17 protein-coding genes and 2 pseudogenes are annotated in these 17,247 nt (G+C 63.4%); 11 read left to right on the forward strand and 8 right to left on the reverse strand.

The genetic code is table 11. From position 1 onward, the window contains the following. Positions 1-23 precede the first annotated feature (23 nt). A pseudogene (locus GC121_RS15830) lies at positions 24-77 on the reverse strand (hypothetical protein); the annotation flags it as partial. Between the two features lie 24 nt (positions 78-101). After that, positions 102-247: pseudogene (locus tag GC121_RS02230) on the reverse strand (Holliday junction branch migration DNA helicase RuvB); the annotation flags it as partial. 90 nt (positions 248-337) lie between these two features. Here GC121_RS02230 and GC121_RS02235 point away from each other — a divergent pair. Further along, positions 338-652, forward strand: a complete 315-nt coding sequence (locus GC121_RS02235) for a GIY-YIG nuclease family protein (protein ID WP_151972553.1) — start codon at positions 338-340, stop codon at positions 650-652. A gap of 385 nt (positions 653-1,037) precedes the next feature. On the opposite strand, the gene GC121_RS02240 is transcribed toward GC121_RS02235, so the two are convergent. Together GC121_RS02240 and ruvA are read right to left on the reverse strand one after the other, a co-directional pair. Then, the gene (locus GC121_RS02240; protein ID WP_234421078.1) at positions 1,038-1,577 is read right to left on the reverse strand and encodes a DsrE family protein; all 540 of its coding nucleotides are present in this window, start codon (positions 1,575-1,577) and stop codon (positions 1,038-1,040) included. 144 nt (positions 1,578-1,721) lie between these two features. Then, positions 1,722-2,324 carry a Holliday junction branch migration protein RuvA gene (gene ruvA, locus GC121_RS02245; RefSeq protein ID WP_151972555.1) on the reverse strand — a complete coding sequence of 201 codons (603 nt, stop codon included), beginning with the start codon at positions 2,322-2,324 and terminating at the stop codon, positions 1,722-1,724. Positions 2,325-2,437: 113 nt separating this feature from the next. On the opposite strand from ruvA, the gene aroC reads away from it, so the two are divergent. The 6 genes from aroC (at position 2,438) to GC121_RS02275 (ending at position 9,690) form a co-directional block, all read left to right on the forward strand. Then, positions 2,438-3,529 (forward strand): chorismate synthase, encoded by a 1,092-nt coding sequence (aroC, locus tag GC121_RS02250; RefSeq protein ID WP_151972556.1) that lies wholly within the window; start codon positions 2,438-2,440, stop codon positions 3,527-3,529. A gap of 41 nt (positions 3,530-3,570) precedes the next feature. After that, entirely contained in the window at positions 3,571-3,873 is a 303-nt protein-coding gene (locus tag GC121_RS02255) for a hypothetical protein (protein ID WP_151972557.1), read from the forward strand. A 171-nt stretch (positions 3,874-4,044) separates the two neighbouring features. Beyond that, positions 4,045-4,611 carry an alkyl hydroperoxide reductase subunit C gene (ahpC, locus tag GC121_RS02260; protein ID WP_151972558.1) on the forward strand — a complete coding sequence of 189 codons (567 nt, stop codon included), beginning with the start codon at positions 4,045-4,047 and terminating at the stop codon, positions 4,609-4,611. A 256-nt stretch (positions 4,612-4,867) separates the two neighbouring features. Then, positions 4,868-6,469, forward strand: coding sequence for an alkyl hydroperoxide reductase subunit F (gene ahpF, locus GC121_RS02265; RefSeq protein ID WP_151972559.1), 1,602 nt, complete (start codon positions 4,868-4,870; stop codon positions 6,467-6,469). A gap of 216 nt (positions 6,470-6,685) precedes the next feature. After that, positions 6,686-8,869 carry a catalase/peroxidase HPI gene (gene katG / locus GC121_RS02270; RefSeq protein ID WP_151972560.1) on the forward strand — a complete coding sequence of 728 codons (2,184 nt, stop codon included), beginning with the start codon at positions 6,686-6,688 and terminating at the stop codon, positions 8,867-8,869. A gap of 185 nt (positions 8,870-9,054) precedes the next feature. After that, positions 9,055-9,690, forward strand: a complete 636-nt coding sequence (locus GC121_RS02275; protein WP_151972561.1) for a Pr6Pr family membrane protein — start codon at positions 9,055-9,057, stop codon at positions 9,688-9,690. An 8-nt stretch (positions 9,691-9,698) separates the two neighbouring features. On the opposite strand, the gene GC121_RS02280 is transcribed toward GC121_RS02275, so the two are convergent. Further along, on the reverse strand, positions 9,699-10,679 hold the full coding sequence (locus GC121_RS02280) for a LytTR family DNA-binding domain-containing protein (protein ID WP_234421079.1): 981 nt from the start codon (positions 10,677-10,679) through the stop codon (positions 9,699-9,701). Here GC121_RS02280 and GC121_RS02285 point away from each other — a divergent pair, their 5' ends adjacent. Continuing rightward, positions 10,680-11,234, forward strand: a complete 555-nt coding sequence (locus tag GC121_RS02285; protein ID WP_151972562.1) for a DUF2306 domain-containing protein — start codon at positions 10,680-10,682, stop codon at positions 11,232-11,234. 6 nt (positions 11,235-11,240) lie between these two features. Here the strand turns inward: GC121_RS02285 and GC121_RS02290 are convergent, their stop codons facing one another. Genes GC121_RS02290 through GC121_RS02300 form a run of 3 tightly spaced genes read right to left on the reverse strand, consistent with a single transcriptional unit; the run spans position 11,241 to position 13,674 of the window. Continuing rightward, complete coding sequence (locus tag GC121_RS02290) at positions 11,241-11,816, reverse strand: Smr/MutS family protein (protein ID WP_151972563.1); 576 nt, start codon at positions 11,814-11,816, stop codon at positions 11,241-11,243. Next, complete coding sequence (locus GC121_RS02295) at positions 11,813-13,012, reverse strand: murein transglycosylase A (RefSeq protein ID WP_151975551.1); 1,200 nt, start codon at positions 13,010-13,012, stop codon at positions 11,813-11,815. The genes GC121_RS02290 and GC121_RS02295 overlap by 4 nt, the downstream gene beginning before the upstream one ends. Then, positions 13,012-13,674, reverse strand: coding sequence for a Tim44/TimA family putative adaptor protein (locus GC121_RS02300; protein ID WP_370513730.1), 663 nt, complete (start codon positions 13,672-13,674; stop codon positions 13,012-13,014). The genes GC121_RS02295 and GC121_RS02300 overlap by 1 nt, the downstream gene beginning before the upstream one ends. 279 nt (positions 13,675-13,953) lie before the next feature. Between GC121_RS02300 and secB the strand changes: the two genes are divergently transcribed. The 3 genes from secB (at position 13,954) to trpS (ending at position 17,247) form a co-directional block, all read left to right on the forward strand. Further along, the gene (secB, locus tag GC121_RS02305) at positions 13,954-14,475 is read left to right on the forward strand and encodes a protein-export chaperone SecB (RefSeq protein ID WP_151972564.1); all 522 of its coding nucleotides are present in this window, start codon (positions 13,954-13,956) and stop codon (positions 14,473-14,475) included. Positions 14,476-14,575: 100 nt separating this feature from the next. Further along, on the forward strand, positions 14,576-16,192 hold the full coding sequence (gene murJ, locus GC121_RS02310; protein WP_151972565.1) for a murein biosynthesis integral membrane protein MurJ: 1,617 nt from the start codon (positions 14,576-14,578) through the stop codon (positions 16,190-16,192). A gap of 35 nt (positions 16,193-16,227) precedes the next feature. Next, positions 16,228-17,247: a tryptophan--tRNA ligase gene (gene trpS, locus GC121_RS02315; protein ID WP_151972566.1), complete on the forward strand. Its 1,020-nt coding sequence runs from the start codon at positions 16,228-16,230 to the stop codon at positions 17,245-17,247.

Genomic DNA, 17,247 nt, shown 5'->3' on the forward strand with positions numbered 1-17,247 from the left:
CCATTTCGACGCCCTCGATCAAATCATCGTGCTCCACGCCCTGCGCCGAGTTCCTTGGCAATAATCTGCGCGAGCGTCGTTTTGCCGAGGCCGGGCGGGCCGAGAACAGCGTGTGATCCATCGCTTCGCCACGGCTTTTGGCAGCGTCGATGAAGACCCGCAGATTATCCCGCGCCGCCTCTTGCCCGATAAAATCGCCGAGCGATTTCGGGCGCAGAGTCGCGTCCGGGTCGTCCGGTTGCCGGATCGGGGGAGTGGATGGGTTGGTCGGTCATGCCCCCTCCCTACCGTCATGCTGAACTTGTTTCAGCATCCATTTGGCTCCACTCACCGCGTCATGACATTGTTTCGCCAACCCTGCGTCTACATCCTTGCGAGCAAGCCTTACGGTACGCTCTACACAGGCGTAACGAGCGACCTTGTGGCAAGGCTGTGGCACCACCGGAACGGCGAAATCGCGGGCTTCACCAGCCGATACAACGTCCATCGCCTCGTCCGCTACGAGCTCTTCGGCGACATGGAACACGCTATCGCCCGCGAGAAGCAACTCAAGCGGTGGCACCGGCAATGGAAGATCAATCTGATCGAAAGCGAGAATCCCGACTGGCATGATCTGGCCATCGGGCTGGGCTTCCCGCCACTCGCCCTCTAATTCGTCATGCTGAACTCGTTTCAGCATTCATCCCTACACCCGAACCGACAGCGCAGCTGGAGAAATGGATCCTGAAACAAGTTCAGGATGACGGGGTGGTGGGGTTTGGGCTGGCTGGTCAGTCATTCCCTGAAGCCTGACTGGCAGTGACCAAGGAAATGTCGAACGCCCCGCCGATAAAAGACGAACAAAAGTACGGTCAGGGGGATGGCTCCATAGACCTTCATGAAATTGACAAATCGCATCGCCGTCGAGGGCTCGGGACAACCTCCGCGTTCGCCAATGCAAGCTGGCTCCCCGAACGAGAGCGGCATTGCCCAGAGCCAGAACGCCATGGCGGCGACAGCGAACGCCAGATAGGCCGCGTATCGAACAAACAATCCCATCAAAACGGGTTCACCGTATAGCCCTGCTGTTGCAGCAGCGCGTGGGCGGTCATTGCGGAGAGCGCCATTTCGACGCCCTCGATCAAATCATCGCGTTCCACGCCTTGCGCCGCCGCGCTCTGGCCGCAGACCACGAAGCGCACGCCGTGATCAAGCATCGTGCGCACCATCGCAGCGCTGCCATTGACGGGTGCCTCCACGCCTTCGGCGCGCGGGCGGGCGGCGAGTGCATCGTCGGTCAACAGGTCGAGCACCGCGCTGCCATGCACGACCACCACCGTATCGATCCGCCCCGCATCGACCCCGGCAGCCACGTGCATATTGATGAACCGCGCCGCGCTTTCGAACCCGCGATTGCGCGTGCCCGCATCGGCGCGGGTGGCGACATCGAAGCTGTGGCGAAACTCGGTCGGCAGCGGAAACCGCTCCAGCCCGGCAACGGGCGCGTGCGGGCCGAAATCGGTGAAGACCGGGCCGGTTTGAAAGTTCTCCGGCAGAGACTGCGCGGCGGCGGGGGTGGCGAGAGCGAGTGCTGCCACGGCTAGCGAATATCGAAACATCTCAAATACTCCCGTCATGCTGAACTCGTTTCAGCATCCATTTTGCAACACACTCCGAACTCCGCGCAAGCGGCACCATGGATCCTGAAACAAGTTCAGGATGACAAAGGATAGAATTGTCTATCAGCCCGCCGCCTTCTTCAACGCCACGCGGATCAAGTCGCCCTCGCCTGCGCCTTCGCCCAGTTCCTCTTGCGCCCGCGCCACCGCCTGCGCCGCAACGGCGGGCTTGAAACCGAGGTTCTGCAAGGCCGAAACCGCGTCCGCGCTCGCGCCGCCCGCGGGGGTGATCCGCGCTGCGCCAGCCACGCCGCCGCCGGGCAGCGCGCCTGCCTTGTCCTTCAACTCGTTGACGATCCGCCCTGCCAGTTTCGGCCCGACGCCTTGCGCCCTCGCCACCGTCGCGGCATCGCCAGCGGCGCAGGCATCGCGCAATTCGCCGGTCGACAGCGCCGAGAGTATCGCCAGCGCCACTTTGCTCCCCACACCCTGCACCTGTGTCAGCAGGCGGAACCAGTCGCGCTCTCCGCTTTCGGCAAAGCCGAGCAGGCGCATATCGTTCTCGCTCACCTGCAAATCGGTGTGGACGGTGCACGCCTGCCCCACAGCGCCCAGCGCGGCCAGAGTCTTCGTGGAGCAGTGGACGAGATAGCCCACGCCCTGCACATCCACGATGGCCCAGTCCTCGCCGGTTTCGTCCAGCCGCCCAGAAAGTTTCGCGATCATGACCTTGTTTCTGCGCTACCGCGTTGCTGCTTGAGCGCCCGGTTTGGCGGACAGAGCAAGAACAGTCCAGCCTTGCTAGACACTTGCCCGCAACTGCGCCAAAGCGCATCCCCATGAGCTGGAACACATTCGGACGCGTTTTTCGCTTTACCACCTGGGGGGAAAGCCACGGCCCTGCTTTGGGCGTGGTGGTGGACGGGTGCCCGCCGGGGATTGCACTGTCAGAGGCGGACATCCAGCCTTTCCTCGATGCGCGCAAGCCCGGCCAGTCGAAATACACCACCCAGCGGCGCGAGGCGGACGAGGTGCGTATCCTCTCGGGCGTGTTCGAAGGCAAGACGACCGGCACGCCGATCAGCCTGATGATCGAGAACACCGACCAGCGCAGCAAAGACTATTCCGAAGTCGCCAAGGCCTATCGCCCCGGCCATGCGGATTACACCTATGATGCGAAATATGGCTTCCGCGATTATCGCGGCGGCGGCCGCTCCAGCGCGCGCGAAACGGCGGCGCGGGTGGCGGCGGGCGCGATTGCACGGAAGGTCATTCCCGAAGTCGAAATCACCGCATGGGTGGAGGCCATCGGGCCGCACGCCATCGACTATGACCGCTTCGACGCGGAGCATATCCGCGCCAATCCGTTTTTCTGCCCCGATCCCGAAGCCGCCGCTGCTTGGGAGAATATCATAGATCAGACGCGCAAGGCGGGTTCGTCATTGGGCGCGGTGGTGGCGTGCGAGGCGCGCGGCGTTCCTGCTGGCTGGGGCGCACCGGTCTACGCCAAACTCGACAGCGAAATCGCCGCCGCCATGATGACGATCAACGCGACCAAGGGCGTGGAAATCGGCGACGGTTTCGCCGCCGCGCGCCTGTCCGGCGAAGAAAACGCCGACACTATGCGCCCCGGCGAAGACGGCACGGTGGACTTCGGCGCGAACCATTCAGGCGGCACGGCGGGCGGCATATCGACCGGCCAGCCGGTCACCTGCCGCGTGGCCTTCAAGCCGACCAGCTCGATCCTGACAGCGGTGGAAACGGTGACGCGGCCAGACGAGACCGGAGAATTCGAAGCCACCGAGATCAGCACCAAGGGCCGCCACGATCCCTGCGTCGGCATTCGCGGCGTGCCGGTGGTGGAGGCGATGATGGCGCTGGTGCTGGCGGACCAGAAGCTGCTCCACCGCGCGCAGGTGGGGGAACGATAGCCCATGTTTCCTTCTGCGCGCCGCGGTCTTAGGACACCGTAATGGTCAGTCGTGAAATTCTTATCGGAGCCGCCGTTGTCGCAATGGTCGTCACCCTGCCCTCCACCATGGAAGCCTATGCGGCGGTGAATGGCGGGCCGTGCGGCGACGTGGCGGGCGGCATCTGCCTCGCTGACGAGGGCAATTGGCGCCACGGTTCCAAACTCACTGCAAGCCTGCCGACGATTTTGACCGTTGGCGCCATTATCGCGAGCGCCTTCACCGCTGACAGCACCCTTTCCAAGCGCCGCCAATGGATCGCCATCGGCCTGACGATTCTCGGACTGGCGCTGCTGCTCGTCTGATTCGTGTTGCATAAACCGCATCATCTGATGCGCGCCGCGCAACATCATACTAACTGATCGAAATATCCGATCTTCGCAATCGCAACATTTTCCTATGCTGCGCTGCAACCAAACCTATGTCCCGTGCATTGAGTTTCCAAGTGCAATTCCAACCAAAGGGACAGTAACAACATGGGTATCATCGGCAGCACCATCAAACCGTTCAGCGCCACCGCCTTCAAGGCTGGCGAAGACTTCTTCACTGTCAGCAATGAAGACCTCGCTGGCAAGTGGGCGGTGTTCTTCTTCTATCCGGCGGACTTCACCTTCGTCTGCCCGACCGAGCTGGAAGACATGGGCGAAAAGTACGAGATGCTGCAGAGCATGGGCGTGGAAGTTTACGCCGTCTCCACCGACACGCATTTCAGCCACAAGGCCTGGCACGACACCAGCGAGAAGATCGGCAAGCTGAAGTTCCCCTTCCTGGGTGACCAGAGCCACGTCCTCGCCCGCAATTTCGATGTTTTGCGCGAAGACAGCGGCTTGGCTGATCGTGCGACCTTCGTGGTCGATCCCGATGGTGTGATCCAGATCATGGAAATCACCTGCGAAGGCGTGGGCCGCAATGCCAACGAACTGACGCGCAAGATCAAGGCCGCACAATATGTCCGCGCCAATCCCGGCCAGGTGTGCCCGGCCGCGTGGGAAGAAGGCGCGGAAACGCTTGCGCCCTCGCTCGATCTCGTCGGCAAGATCTAAGCCGCACCCAACCGATAGAGCCGCCGCGAACTCTCCCCCCCTGAAATCCCGGCGGCTTTTGATCCCGGGCTGGCATACGTGCCGCCCGGGCAGCGAAGGCCCGGAGCCCCTCCCCCCTCCCCCGCTCCGGGCCTTTTTCGCCTTGGTCGCCTGCACTTCCCGTCATTGCGAGGAGCCGCAGGCACCGTGGCAATCCAGTCCTGCCGTCCGGACTGGATTGCTTCGCCGGAGGCTCGTGTGACGAAAGGTTTGAACGATGCTTGACCAGAATCTGAAAGATCAGCTGAAGGCCTATCTCGCCAATCTGCGCGAGCCGATCACGCTTGTCGCATCCTTGGGCGAAGGCAAGAAATCGGACGAAACGCGCGATTTGCTCGCAGCGATAGCGCAGCTTTCGGACAAGGTTTCCGCGGAGTTTGACGGGGATGACGCGCGCAAGCCCAGCTTCCTCGTTCGCCGCGCCTCGGACGCGACGCGGCAGGTGCGCTTTGCCGGCCTGCCGATGGGGCACGAATTTACCTCGCTGGTGCTCGCGCTGCTGTGGGCCGGTGGCCATCCGCCCAAGGTATCGGACGAAACGCTGGCACAAATCCGCGCGCTCGACGGCGATTTTGCCTTCGAGATGTATTTCTCGCTGTCCTGTCACAACTGCCCTGACGTGGTGCAGGCGCTGACGCTGATGGCGCTGGAAAACCCGCGCATTTCCGCGACTTTGATCGAGGGCGGCACGTTCCAGGACGAAGTCGAGACGCGCGGCGTGATGGCCGTGCCCGCGACCTTCCTCAATGGAGAGAGCTTTTACAACGGCAAGATGACGCTGGAGGAATTGCTCGCCAAGCTGGACAGCGGCGCGGGCGCGAAGGCGGCGGAAAAGCTTTCGGCGAAGGCGCCCTTCGACGTGCTTGTCGTCGGCGCTGGCCCCGGCGGCGTCGCATCGGCGATTTACACCGCGCGCAAGGGCATCCGCACCGGCATTGCGGCGGAGCGCTTTGGTGGCCAGCTCAACGATACGCTCGGCATCGAAAACCTGCCCGGCACCGAATATACCGAAGGCCCGAAGCTAACCGGCGATCTGCAGCGGCAGGTGGACGCGCAGGAGAGCATCGATCTGATGAACCTCGCGGTCGCCAAGCGTCTAATTCCGGCGCAAAACAAGGGCGGCCTCCACACCATTGAACTGGAAAACGGCGGCGTGCTGAAGGCGCGCGCGCTGATCCTGTCGACCGGTGCCCGCTGGCGCACGCTCGGCGTGCCGGGCGAGGACGAATACCGCAACAAGGGCGTGGCCTACTGCCCGCATTGCGACGGCCCGCTGTTCAAGGGCAAGCGCGTGGCGGTAATCGGCGGCGGCAATTCGGGCGTCGAGGCGGCGATCGATCTCGCTGGCATTGTCGGCCATGTCACAGTGCTGGAATTCGACGCCAAGCTGCGCGCCGACAAGGTGCTGGTGGACAAGCTGGAAAGCCTGCCCAATGTCGAAATTCTGGTCAGCGCGCAGACCATGCAGATCACTGGCGATGGCGGCAAAGTCTCTGGTTTAACGTATAAAAACCGCGCGACCGGTACCGAACACACGATCGCGCTCGAAGGCGTGTTCGTGCAGATCGGGCTCGTTCCCAACACCGAATGGCTGGAGGATTCGGGCGTTGATCTCAGCCATCACAACGAGATTGTGGTGGATGCGGCGGGGCGCACCAACCTGCCCGGCATTTTCGCAGCGGGCGATTGCACAACGGTGCCATACAAGCAGATTGTGGTGGCAATGGGCGCAGGGTCGAAAGCGGCGCTGTCCGCCTTCGATTACCTCATCCGCAACGAAGCGGCTCCGGAGGATGCCAAGGTTCTCGAACCCGCCTAGCCAGTGCTGCACAATCGGTTCAACCGCGATCCCGACACGCCCGCCACCGGTTATCCGGCTGGCGGGCGTTGTGCATCTGGGCGAGGCGAAAATGCGGTGCGACGCAAGTCCGGCAAATCCGATCAAACAATTCCAACTAATCGATTGGACTAATCACCGGGGAAAGCGCATCTTCGCTCCATAAGAGATTCGACACAATGTTGAGAGGAACGAACGATGGACGCGAAGACAGGTTCAATTTCCGGCGGCTGCCCCTTCCACGGTGACGGCGGGATGCGCTCGCTGCTCGGCCGCACCAACAAGGATTGGTGGCCCGATGCGCTGCAGCTGGACATCCTCAAGGAAGGCGGCAAGTCGCCCGATCCGCTGGGCGAAGATTTCAACTATGCCGAGGCGTTCAACGCGCTCGATTACAGCGCGCTGAAGGCAGACCTGACCGCGCTGATGACCGACAGCCAGGATTGGTGGCCGGCGGATTACGGCCATTACGGCCCCTTCTTCATCCGCATGGCGTGGCACGCGGCGGGCACCTATCGCACCGGTGACGGGCGCGGCGGCTCCTCCTCCGGCCAGCAGCGGTTTGCTCCGCTCAACTCGTGGCCGGATAACGGCAACCTCGACAAGGCGCGCCGCCTGCTGTGGCCGATCAAGCAGAAATACGGCAAGAATATCAGCTGGGCCGACCTGTTCATCCTCACCGGCAATGTCGCCATCGAAAGCATGGGCGGCCCGGTGTTCGGCTTTGGCGGTGGCCGTGCCGACGTGTATGAGCCCGAAACTGTCTATTGGGGCTCTGAAGAGCTGTGGGTCGACCAGGGTGTGCCCACCCGCATCAACCCTGACGAGGGCAAGGCGCTGGAAAACCCGCTCGCGGCGATCCAGATGGGCCTCATCTACGTCAATCCCGAGGGCCCGGGCGGCAACCCCGATCCGCTGCAATCGGCGCGCGATATGCGCGAGACTTTCGCCCGCATGGCGATGAATGACGAGGAAACCGTTGCGCTGACCGCTGGTGGCCACGCCTTCGGCAAGGCACATGGTGCGGCTCCGTCCGACACCTTCGGCGGCGCGCCCGAAAGCGAAGTGCTCGCTTTGCAGGGCTTTGGCTGGCTCAATGACGAGGCAGAGATTGCCGCGGGCAATATCACCACGTCGGGCATTGAAGGCAGCTGGTCGAACAACCCGACGAGCTGGAGCCACGATTACTTCCGCATCCTGTTCAAGTATGACTTCGAACTGGTGCGCAGCCCGGCCGGTGCCCAGCAATGGACGCCGATCAATCCCGATCCGGCAGACATGGCACCCGACGCGCGCGATCCCAACAAGCGCGTCCCGACCATGATGACCACCGCCGACATGGCGCTGAAGATGGACCCGGAATATCGCAAGATTTCCGAACGCTTCCTCGCCCATCCGGAGCAGTTGGACGATGCCTTCGCCCGTGCATGGTTCAAGCTGTGCCACCGCGATATGGGCCCCAAGGCCTGCTATCTCGGTCCCGAAGTTCCCGCCGAAGATCTGATCTGGCAAGACCCGGTACCCGCTGGCACCACGCCGTCTGATGCCGATGTCAGCGCGTTCAAATCGGCAGTGCTGGCCAGCGGCCTGACCGTCTCCGAACTGGTGAAAGCCGCTTGGGCTTCGGCCTCGACCTTCCGCAATTCGGACCGTCGCGGCGGTGCCAATGGTGCCCGCGTGCGCCTTGCCCCACAGAAGGATTGGGCAGCCAACGATCCGGAGGAACTGGCCAAGGTGCTCGCCAAGCTGGACGAGTTGCGCGGTTCGCTGAGCATGGCCGATGCCATCGTGCTGGCCGGTGCCGCAGCCATCGAAAAGGCGGCCAAGGATGGCGGCCACGATGTCAGCGTCAATGTGACCACCGGTCGCGGCGATGCGGGTGACGAGCATACCGACGCCGAAAGTTTCGAGCCGCTGGAGCCCTTTGCCGACGGTTTCCGTAACTATCTGCGCACCAAAGCGAGCGTGAAGACCGAGGATATGCTGGTCGACAAGGCGCATTTGCTTGGTCTCAGCATTCCCGAAATGACCGCACTGGTCGGCGGGATGCGGGTGCTCGGTGCGAACAGCGGCAACACTGCGCATGGCGTCTTCACTGACCGTGTCGGCACGTTGTCGAACGACTTCTTCACCAACCTGCTCGACATGGGCACGAAGTGGACTGTGGTGGACGAAAGCGGCGACGAGGAATTTGTCGGCACCGACCGCAAGTCGGGCGCGGAAAAGTATCGCGCCACCCGCACCGATCTCGTCTTCGGCTCCAATTCGCAGCTGCGCGCCGTCGCCGAAGTCTATGCCGAAAATGGTGGGGAAAGCCGGTTCATTTCCACTTTCATCTCCGCATGGACGAAGGTAATGGACGCCGACCGATTCGATATCTGACCTAGATATCAGATAAAACAAACACCTGGAGAGCTTGCCCCCCAAGCTACTTCGGGTCGCTGGAAGACCCTCACTGGCCCCCCCGGTGAGGGTCTTTTCCGTTCTGGCCGAAGGGAATGGATCGGGAAGGCGCGGTTTTTTCCGCGGCATCTTCCCCTTTGCCATCGCTGCGCTAAACACGCGCGATGAATCGCACCCGCTCCGCGCCGCCGCTCGCGCGCCTGTTCGCCGCTCTTATCGCCCTTGTCGCTGCAGGCAGCATTGCGCTGCGCATCGGCCTCTATCTGGCCGAGGGTGACCCCTTGGGCGAGGTAACCTGGTGGCTGCTGCGCTTCTTTACCATTCTCACCAATCTGCTGGTGGCGGGCACCTTTGCCGGGATCGCCATGGGCAAGCCGGTCGCGCCGCGCTGGCTGCTCGCGATGACGGCGGCGATTGCGGGTGTGGGGATTGTCTACCACGTGGCGCTCGCCCGGCTGCTCGAACATGAAGGGTGGGAAATCGTCGCCGACCAAGGCGTGCACACCGCCGCGCCGGTGCTGACCGTGCTGTGGTTTCTCGCTTGCGTGCCCAAAGGCGTGCTGCGCCTGTCCCACGTGCCGCTGGTGGTGATCTGGCCGACGCTGTACTGCGTCTACGCGCTGGTGCGGGGGAGCGTGGAGGGTGACTATCCCTATTTCTTCATCGACGCGAACAGGCTGGGCGTAGCCGAGCTGGCGATCAATATTGCTGGATTGACCGCCTTCTTCGCGCTGCTCGGCCTGTTGCTGGTGCTGGCAGTTAAAGCGCGCAGCCGCAGCGAGCGGCGGGTGCTGGCCTAGTTGCTGGCCTAGAACCAGCCTGCCTCCTTCAGCGGGGTCACATTCGCGCGGCTGACGGGCGCTTCGATCCCGTTGTCGAGCAGCAGGCGGATATTGCGCCCCTCGCGCTTCACATCGGCCACCGCGCCGCGCGCGACCCACCAGCTGCGATGCACTTGCGCGCCCTCAATCCCGCCAAGTTCCGCCACCGCGTCGCGCATCCGCAGCAACACCAGCTCGCTGCCCAAGGCGGTGTGCGCGCGGACGTAGTGGTCCTCCATCTCGAGCGCGATCAGATCGGTGCCGAGTTCGGGCGGCAGGCGGTCGAGAAAGCGCATCGGCGCTGGCGGTGCCGGGGGGTATGGCGGGGGCGCAATCGCTGCGGGCGTAGGCTCCAGCTTGGCCTCCGACGAGGCAACAGCCACAACCGCAGGCTGTGCCAGCGCGCGCTGCACCAGCAGGTTGGCGAGCGTAATCAGCCCGCCGACCATCACGACATAGAGATAATGCGTGATGGCGCTTTCCAACCCTGGCCATTCGCGCCCGCGGCCCATCGCAGGCAGCAGATAGACCACCACCGCCATCGGCAGCGAAGCCAGGCACACGCCCGCAATGCGCAGGCCCCAAGCGGGCAATTGCAGCTTCGGCGCGAGGCGCACCGCCATCGTATCGATCGGCGCATAGAGCGCATAGCCGATCCACGCGAAACCGGTCCACACGATCAGCCGCAGCGGTAGCGGATCCTCGAAGCTCCCCAACGGCCCGATCAGGCCGAGGATCACGCCGATCACCGTCATCACCGCCAGATCGGAAAGGATGCGCGCGGCGAGCGGTTTGGGTTGGTGCGGTGTCACTGGATGCGAACCTAGCGCCCGTTCGCGCTTCGTAAAGTGGCAATCAGGCGTAAATCCGCGCATTTCACGCAAGGCCGCGCCCGCCAGCGCAAACGCGATTGCCCGCCAACGGGCATCAGCCAGACCGGTCTCACGAACTTCAACGGGAGACCGCACATGACTACTGCCACCGCCAATCCGCTGCAATTCCTCAACCCTTGGCACCGCCCCGCAGGTGCGCTTGACCTTGGCCCGCTGACCAAGGGGCTGGTGATCGCATCGGGCATGCTGATGACGGCGATCTGCCTGCTCGCCATCGCCCGCGCGGTGCTGGGCCTGAGCGGGGAGCTGCCGCATCTGCAAAACGCGGTGATCGTGTTCCACGTCGCCACCGTTATCCCCTGCGTCCCGCTCGGCCTCTATCTGCTGCTCGCACCCAAAGGCACGGCGATGCACAAGCAATTGGGCAAGTTTTGGGTGGCGCTGATGGTGGTCACCGCGCTCAGCACGCTGTTCATCCATGACGGGATGCGGCTCTCATGGATCCACATCTTCGTGCCGATCACCTTGCGCGCGGCCTATCTGATCGTCGCCAAGGCGCGGCGCGGCGATATCAAGGGCCACCGCAACGAGATTGTCAGCCTGTTCCTAACCGCGCTGATGATCCCCGGCATTTTCGCCTTCGCCATAGAGGGCCGGATGATGAATGTGATGCTGTTCGGCTGGGGCTGAGCTTCATCATCTACGCTTCAGCACGATGTAGAGCGCACCCTCGCCCCCGTGGCGGCGGTGCGCTTTGCGGATGGCGGCGATGTCGGCGGCGTGCTGGCCTGCCGCCAGCCAATCGAGAATTTTCGCGCGGATCGCTCCGCGCTTTTCGGCGCGGTCGGCGGCATCGACCGGGCGCGGCTTGCCCGTCACCACCAGCACCAGCCGCGCACCCATCGCCTTGGCCTGGGTCAGCCCGTCATTCAGCCGGTCATAGGCCTGATCGAGCGTGTGGCCGTGGAGATCGAGCGCAAAGTCCGGCTCGGTCGAGGGGCGGGCGAGGCGGCGCTCCCAGTGCGAGTCGAGGCCGTGGGGTGCCTTCGTTGGAAAATCCTCCGCCTTGGGAGGAGGGGAGATGGCCGAAGTGCGTGTCTTGGCAGGGGCTGGCCGCGACAAGTGCTCCGCCTTACCTGCTCCGACTGCGTTGCGCCCGGCCACTTTTATTGTCGGAGGCGCAGTAGGTTGCGTCCTGATCGGCCGCACGGTGCGCGCCAGTCTTTCCCATAGCGCGGCCTCTTCCGGGGAAAGGCCGCGCGGATGGGTCATTGCGTCAGGCGCTGCGCCGCTGCGTTGGGAAGCAGGATCAGCGCCTGCCCGCGCCCGCTCATGCCGCCTGCTATCTCGCGCGCATCCTCGCCCGCGCCCCAGAAGGTGTCGAAGCGGTTGGCCCCGCGGATCGCGCCGCCGGTGTCTTGCGCAATCCACAAGCCATTGGCGACGCTGCGGTCGAGATCGAGCAGCACCGGCGCGCCATAGGGGACAAAGCGCGGATCAACCGCGACCGAGCTTTCGCGCACCACCGGCACACCGATGGAGCCCAGCGGGCCCTCGCCCTCCAGCACGGTGAAGAACACCCAGCTTTCATTCTCGCGCATGATCGCGCGGCCTTGTTCGGGGTAATCGCGCAGGTAAGCGATGATGCCCTGCATACTGGTGGCGTAGCCGGTGTCGCCGCCGATCAGCCCGCGCTCGCGCATCAGCGCGCCGATGCCGGTGTAGCCGTGGCCGTTCTGCCCGGCATAGCCGATGCGGATGACTTCGCCGCTGCGCGAATCGACCAATCGCCCGGAGCCCTGGATTTGCAGGAAGAAGAACTCGATGGCGTCGGCAGCGTAGCCGATGACGGGCGCATTGCCGTCCAATGCGCCATCCTCGATCTCGGCGCGAGTGTAATATTCGACGCAGCGGCCATCAGATGTGCGGCGGCTGAGCGGTGCGCGGCCGGTCTGCTCGCTTTCGGGCGAGCCGTCGCGCCAGCAGCGTTCGAGATCAGCGGGCACGCTGTAAACCGGAACGTCAGTCGCGGCGCGACGGGTGCGGCTGCCGGCAATCTCGGGCTCGAAATAGCCGGTGGCAAAGGCCGTCCCCTCGCCCACGCGGACAGGAGTGAAATAGGCTGCGAAAAAGGCGGCGGCATTGCTGTTCGCCCAGCCATTGGCCGCGTCGCACGGGATCGCCCAATCGGCAGGCTGCGTCAGGCCGGAAACGTCCTCGCGCGAAGTAGCAACGCGGCAGGATGTGCGAAAGGCGATCAGCGCATCGCGCGCGTCGCCGCTATTCAGCGCGCCGAGACTCGCGGGTGCCAACGCGGTGATGCCCAATTGCGCCGCGCTGCTGGCAGCGGGCGGCGGCACGCTTTCCACCACGCCTGCTTCGGGGATGATCGGCCCGCAAGCCGCGACCAGCAACACTGCGGTGGCGGCGACCAGGCGGCGCCACGGTTTCCCGCCGCCTGCCCGCATCACGCGACGTCGGTTTCGTCGAGCAGCCAGTTCGGATCGCTGTTGCGCACGTCGCGGCTGAACGTCCAGATGTCGCGGCTTTCAATCGCATCGTCGAGCGAACCGGCGATAACATTGCCATCCTTGTCACGGGTGACGCTGGCAATATCGGCGACAAACCGCACGGCAATGCGCGCCACCTTGCCATCGAGCACGGCAGAATGCACCGTCTCATCCTCGATCCGGATCAGCTTGTTATCGAGCGTGTAGCCCGCGGCTTCCCGCTCTTCGATGGCGGCGACGAAGCTGCGATAGACATCGTCATCGCACAGCTCTTTTAGCTCGTCCTTGTCCCCGCGCCAGAACGCTTCGAGGATCACTTCATACGCGCCCTTCGCACCGGCAAGGAAAGGCAGCAGATCAAAGCTGCGGTCGGCAGACGAAATATCGCGCAGGCCTTCTTCGATGGCGGGCGAAAATCCGGCGAGCGCACGGTCGTTGCGCGGGGTCTCCACCAGCTTGGGCCGTTCGGCCTGCGCCTCTTCCTGCTGCTGGCGGGCCTGTTCCAGCCGCGACGAAATCGCTTCCTCCTCATGCTCGGCCTTGCGGCCCAGCACCGAATACAGCCGCATGCCCAGAAATGCGGCGATCATGGCGAGGATGACGATTTGCCAGATAATCATGCGATAAACTTCCCAACTTCTCCCGCAAATGCTGCCGGAGAAACGCTCCGGCGCGGGCTCTTGCATTAACAATGAACCAGATAGTGACTGATAGCAAATGAACAACTACCGCTTAAGGTCACATCTATGCCGCAAATGCATCATTTCATCGTATCTGGCGGGCGGCGCAGGCGAGAGATTGCAGCGCGGCGGCAAGGGTGATAGGCGCGCGCCTTCGGAATGCCAGAGGCTTTGCAGCCCGTCTGCAAGGCGCACACACCAGACGAAAGACTTACGATTATGGCCGATGAAGGCGACGTTCTCACCGATCTCGACGCAGCCCCGCAGGCAAATGGCGCGGACAACCAGCCGGTGGCCGGGATCATCTCGCAATATGTGAAGGATCTCTCGGTCGAGAACCCCAAGGCTCCCGACAGCTTCCAGTGGCGCGACAAGCAGGAAATGGACGTCCAGTTCAATATCGGCGCGCGCAAGGTGAATGACGAGTTGCACGAGGTGGAGCTGAAAGTCACCGCCACCAGCAAGACCAGCCAAGGCACCGCATACATCGTCGATCTCGCCTATTGCGGCCTGATCGGCGTGCGCAACCTGCCCGAAGAACAGACTCACGCTTTCCTCTATGCCGAAGCCCCGCGCATCCTTTTCCCCTTCGCCCGCCGGGTGATTTCGGACGCGGTGCGCGATGCCGGTTTTGCCCCGCTGATGCTCGATCCGATCGATTTCAACGGGCTGTATTTCCAGCAATTGCAGGCCAAGCGCGCGCAGGAAGCCGCAGCGGCTCCGGCGGGCGGCGAGGCCTGATTTCAATTCACCCCGCTCGTGCTGAGCCTGTCGAAGCACGAATGGGTAAGCGTATGACATTTCGTCCTTCGACAAGCTCAGGACGAGCGGAAATCCAGTCATGAGCTTATTGAAAAACGTCGGGACAATCGGCTCGCTCACCATGTTGAGCCGGATCGCCGGAATGGCGCGCGAGATGATTTTCTCGCGCGTCCTTGGTGCCAATGCGGTGACGGATGCCTGGTTTCAGGCGTTCATCATCCCGAATGTCTTCCGCCGCCTGTTTGCCGAAGGCGCGTTTTCGGCGGCCTTCGTGCCGATGTTCTCCAAGCGGCTGCACGGTGCCGCCGATGCCGAAACAGGGCTGGAGGAAGCGCGCAGCTTTTCCGACGATGTGCTGAGCGTCTTTCTGCCGGTGCTGATCGCATTGTGCGCCGTGATGATGCTGGCCATGCCGTGGATCATCACGCTGCTGGGCGATGGCGATGCGGATCCGGCGAATTTCGCGATGGAAGTCGCCTTCGCGCGGATCATGTTCCCTTACATCCTGCTCGTCAGTCTGGTGACCTTGTTCACCGGAATGCTCAATTCGGTGAGCCGCTTTGCGCCGGGTGCCAGTTTTCCGATCATCCTCAATCTCGTCCTGATCGCCTCGCTGCTGCTGGGCGACCGGGCGATGGTGCATTGGGGATGGAGCGTGGAACAGGTCGGCTATCTGCAGGCCTGGGCCGTGGTGGCGGGCGGGCTGGTGCAGCTTGGCTGGCTGTATGTCTGGACGCGGGTGGAAGGCTTTCGCCCCCGGCTGCTATGGCCGCGCATCACGCCCGAAGTGAAGCGCCTGTCGATCATCGCGCTGCCCGCGGCGATTGGCGGCGGCGCGTACCAGATCAACACGCTGGTGCAGCTCTATTTCCTCAACCAGTATGATGCCGGTTCGGTCAGCTATATGAACTATGCTGACCGGCTGAACCAATTGCCGCTGGGGATTATCGGGATAGCGCTGTCGACCGCGATCCTGCCGACGCTCTCCAAATTCATCGGCTCCGGCAACAAGGACGGCACCGACCGCATCCAGTCCGACGCAATCGAGCTGGCGATGCTGCTGACCATCCCCGCCGCCGTTGCGCTGGCGGTGTGCGCGGTGCCGTTTGTGACGATGATTTTCCAAGGCGGGCGTTTCAGCGTAGAGCAGGCGGAATTGACCGGGCAAGTGCTCGCCATGCTGGTGCTCGGCCTGCCCGCCTATGTGCTGGTGAAAGTGCTCGTCCCCAATTTCTACGCCCGTGCCGATACGCGCACGCCGGTGGTCGCGGCCTTTATCTCGCTGTTCGTGTTTGTCAGCCTGTGCGTCGCCAATACCGGGCTCGATTGGGGCGCGCTGCGGTTTGCAGGTGCGGGATATGGCGTGCCGGGCATCGCCTTCGCCAGCGTGGTGGGGGCGTGGATCAATGTCGGCTTCCTCTACGCCGTGCTCGCCGCGCGCGGGTTCTATGCCATCCCGTTGCAGTTGGTGGGGCGCATCGCCCGCCAGCTTGTCGCCGCCGCCGCGATGGGCGCTGCCTTGTTCTATGCGCGCGATTTGCTTACGGGCTGGTACGATGCCGGGCTGTTCGCACGGGCGGGCGCGCTCATCATGCTCGTCGGCTGTTCGGCTGTCGTCTATTTCGGCGTGGCCTTTGCGATCGGCGCGATAGACCGGCAGCGCATCCGCGCCCTGACCAAGAAGAGTGAAGTGTAATTCCCATGTCCTCGCAAATGCCAACGCCTTCCGAAATGACCGTTGTCTCCGGCATCCAGCCCACGGGCAAACCGCATCTGGGCAATTATCTCGGCGCGATCCGCAATTATGTGAAGTTGCAGGACGAAGCGCACGCGAATGGCGGCAAGTGCTTTATCTTCCTCGCCGATCTGCACGCCATCTCCATGCCGCACGTGCCCGCAGAACTGCACGCCAGCACGCTGGAAATGGTCGCAACACTGGTCGCCTGCGGGCTCGATCCGGACAAGAGCGTGCTGTTCAACCAGGCGCAGGTGCCCGCCCATGCGGAGCTGCAATGGCTGCTGATGGGCACTGCGCGGATGGGTTGGCTGAACCGCATGACGCAGTGGAAGGACAAGGCGGGCAAGAACCGCGAGGGCCAGTCGGTCGCTTTGTTCGGCTATCCCGTGCTGCAAGCCGCCGACGTGCTGCTGTATCAGGCGACCCATGTTCCGGTGGGCGAAGACCAGAAGCAGCATCTGGAGCTGGCACGCGATATTGCGCAGAAATTCAACAATGATTTCGCTTCGGAAGAGGCGCCGGTTTTCACCCTGCCCGAGCCTTACATCCCCGAGGAAGCCGCGCGGATCATGAGCTTGCGCGATGGCAGCCGCAAGATGAGCAAGTCCGAACCTTCGGATATGAGCCGCATCAATCTGACCGACACGGCAGAGGATATGGCGGGCAAGATCAGGAAGGCGAAGACCGATCCCGAACCGTTGCCCAGCGACCTCGCCGGGCTGGAAGGCCGCCCCGAAGCAGCCAACCTCGTCGGCATTTATGCAGCACTTGCGGGCACCAGCCAGCAGGCCGTGCTCGACCAGTTTGGCGGCCTGGGCTTCGGCACGTTCAAGCCCGCCATGGCCGATCTCGTGGTCAGCGTGCTCGGTCCGATCCGTGACCGTTTTGTCGAGCTGAAGGACGACCGCGAGGCTTTGGACGCGATCCTCGCGCGCGGCGCGGCGCAGGCGCGCGAGGCGAGCCGACGGACGCTCGACTCGGCCTATGCCGCGCTGGGACTGGTGCGCGGCTAA

Source organism: Erythrobacter sp. EC-HK427 (assembly GCF_902498745.1).
Lineage (GTDB): Bacteria > Pseudomonadota > Alphaproteobacteria > Sphingomonadales > Sphingomonadaceae > Alteraurantiacibacter.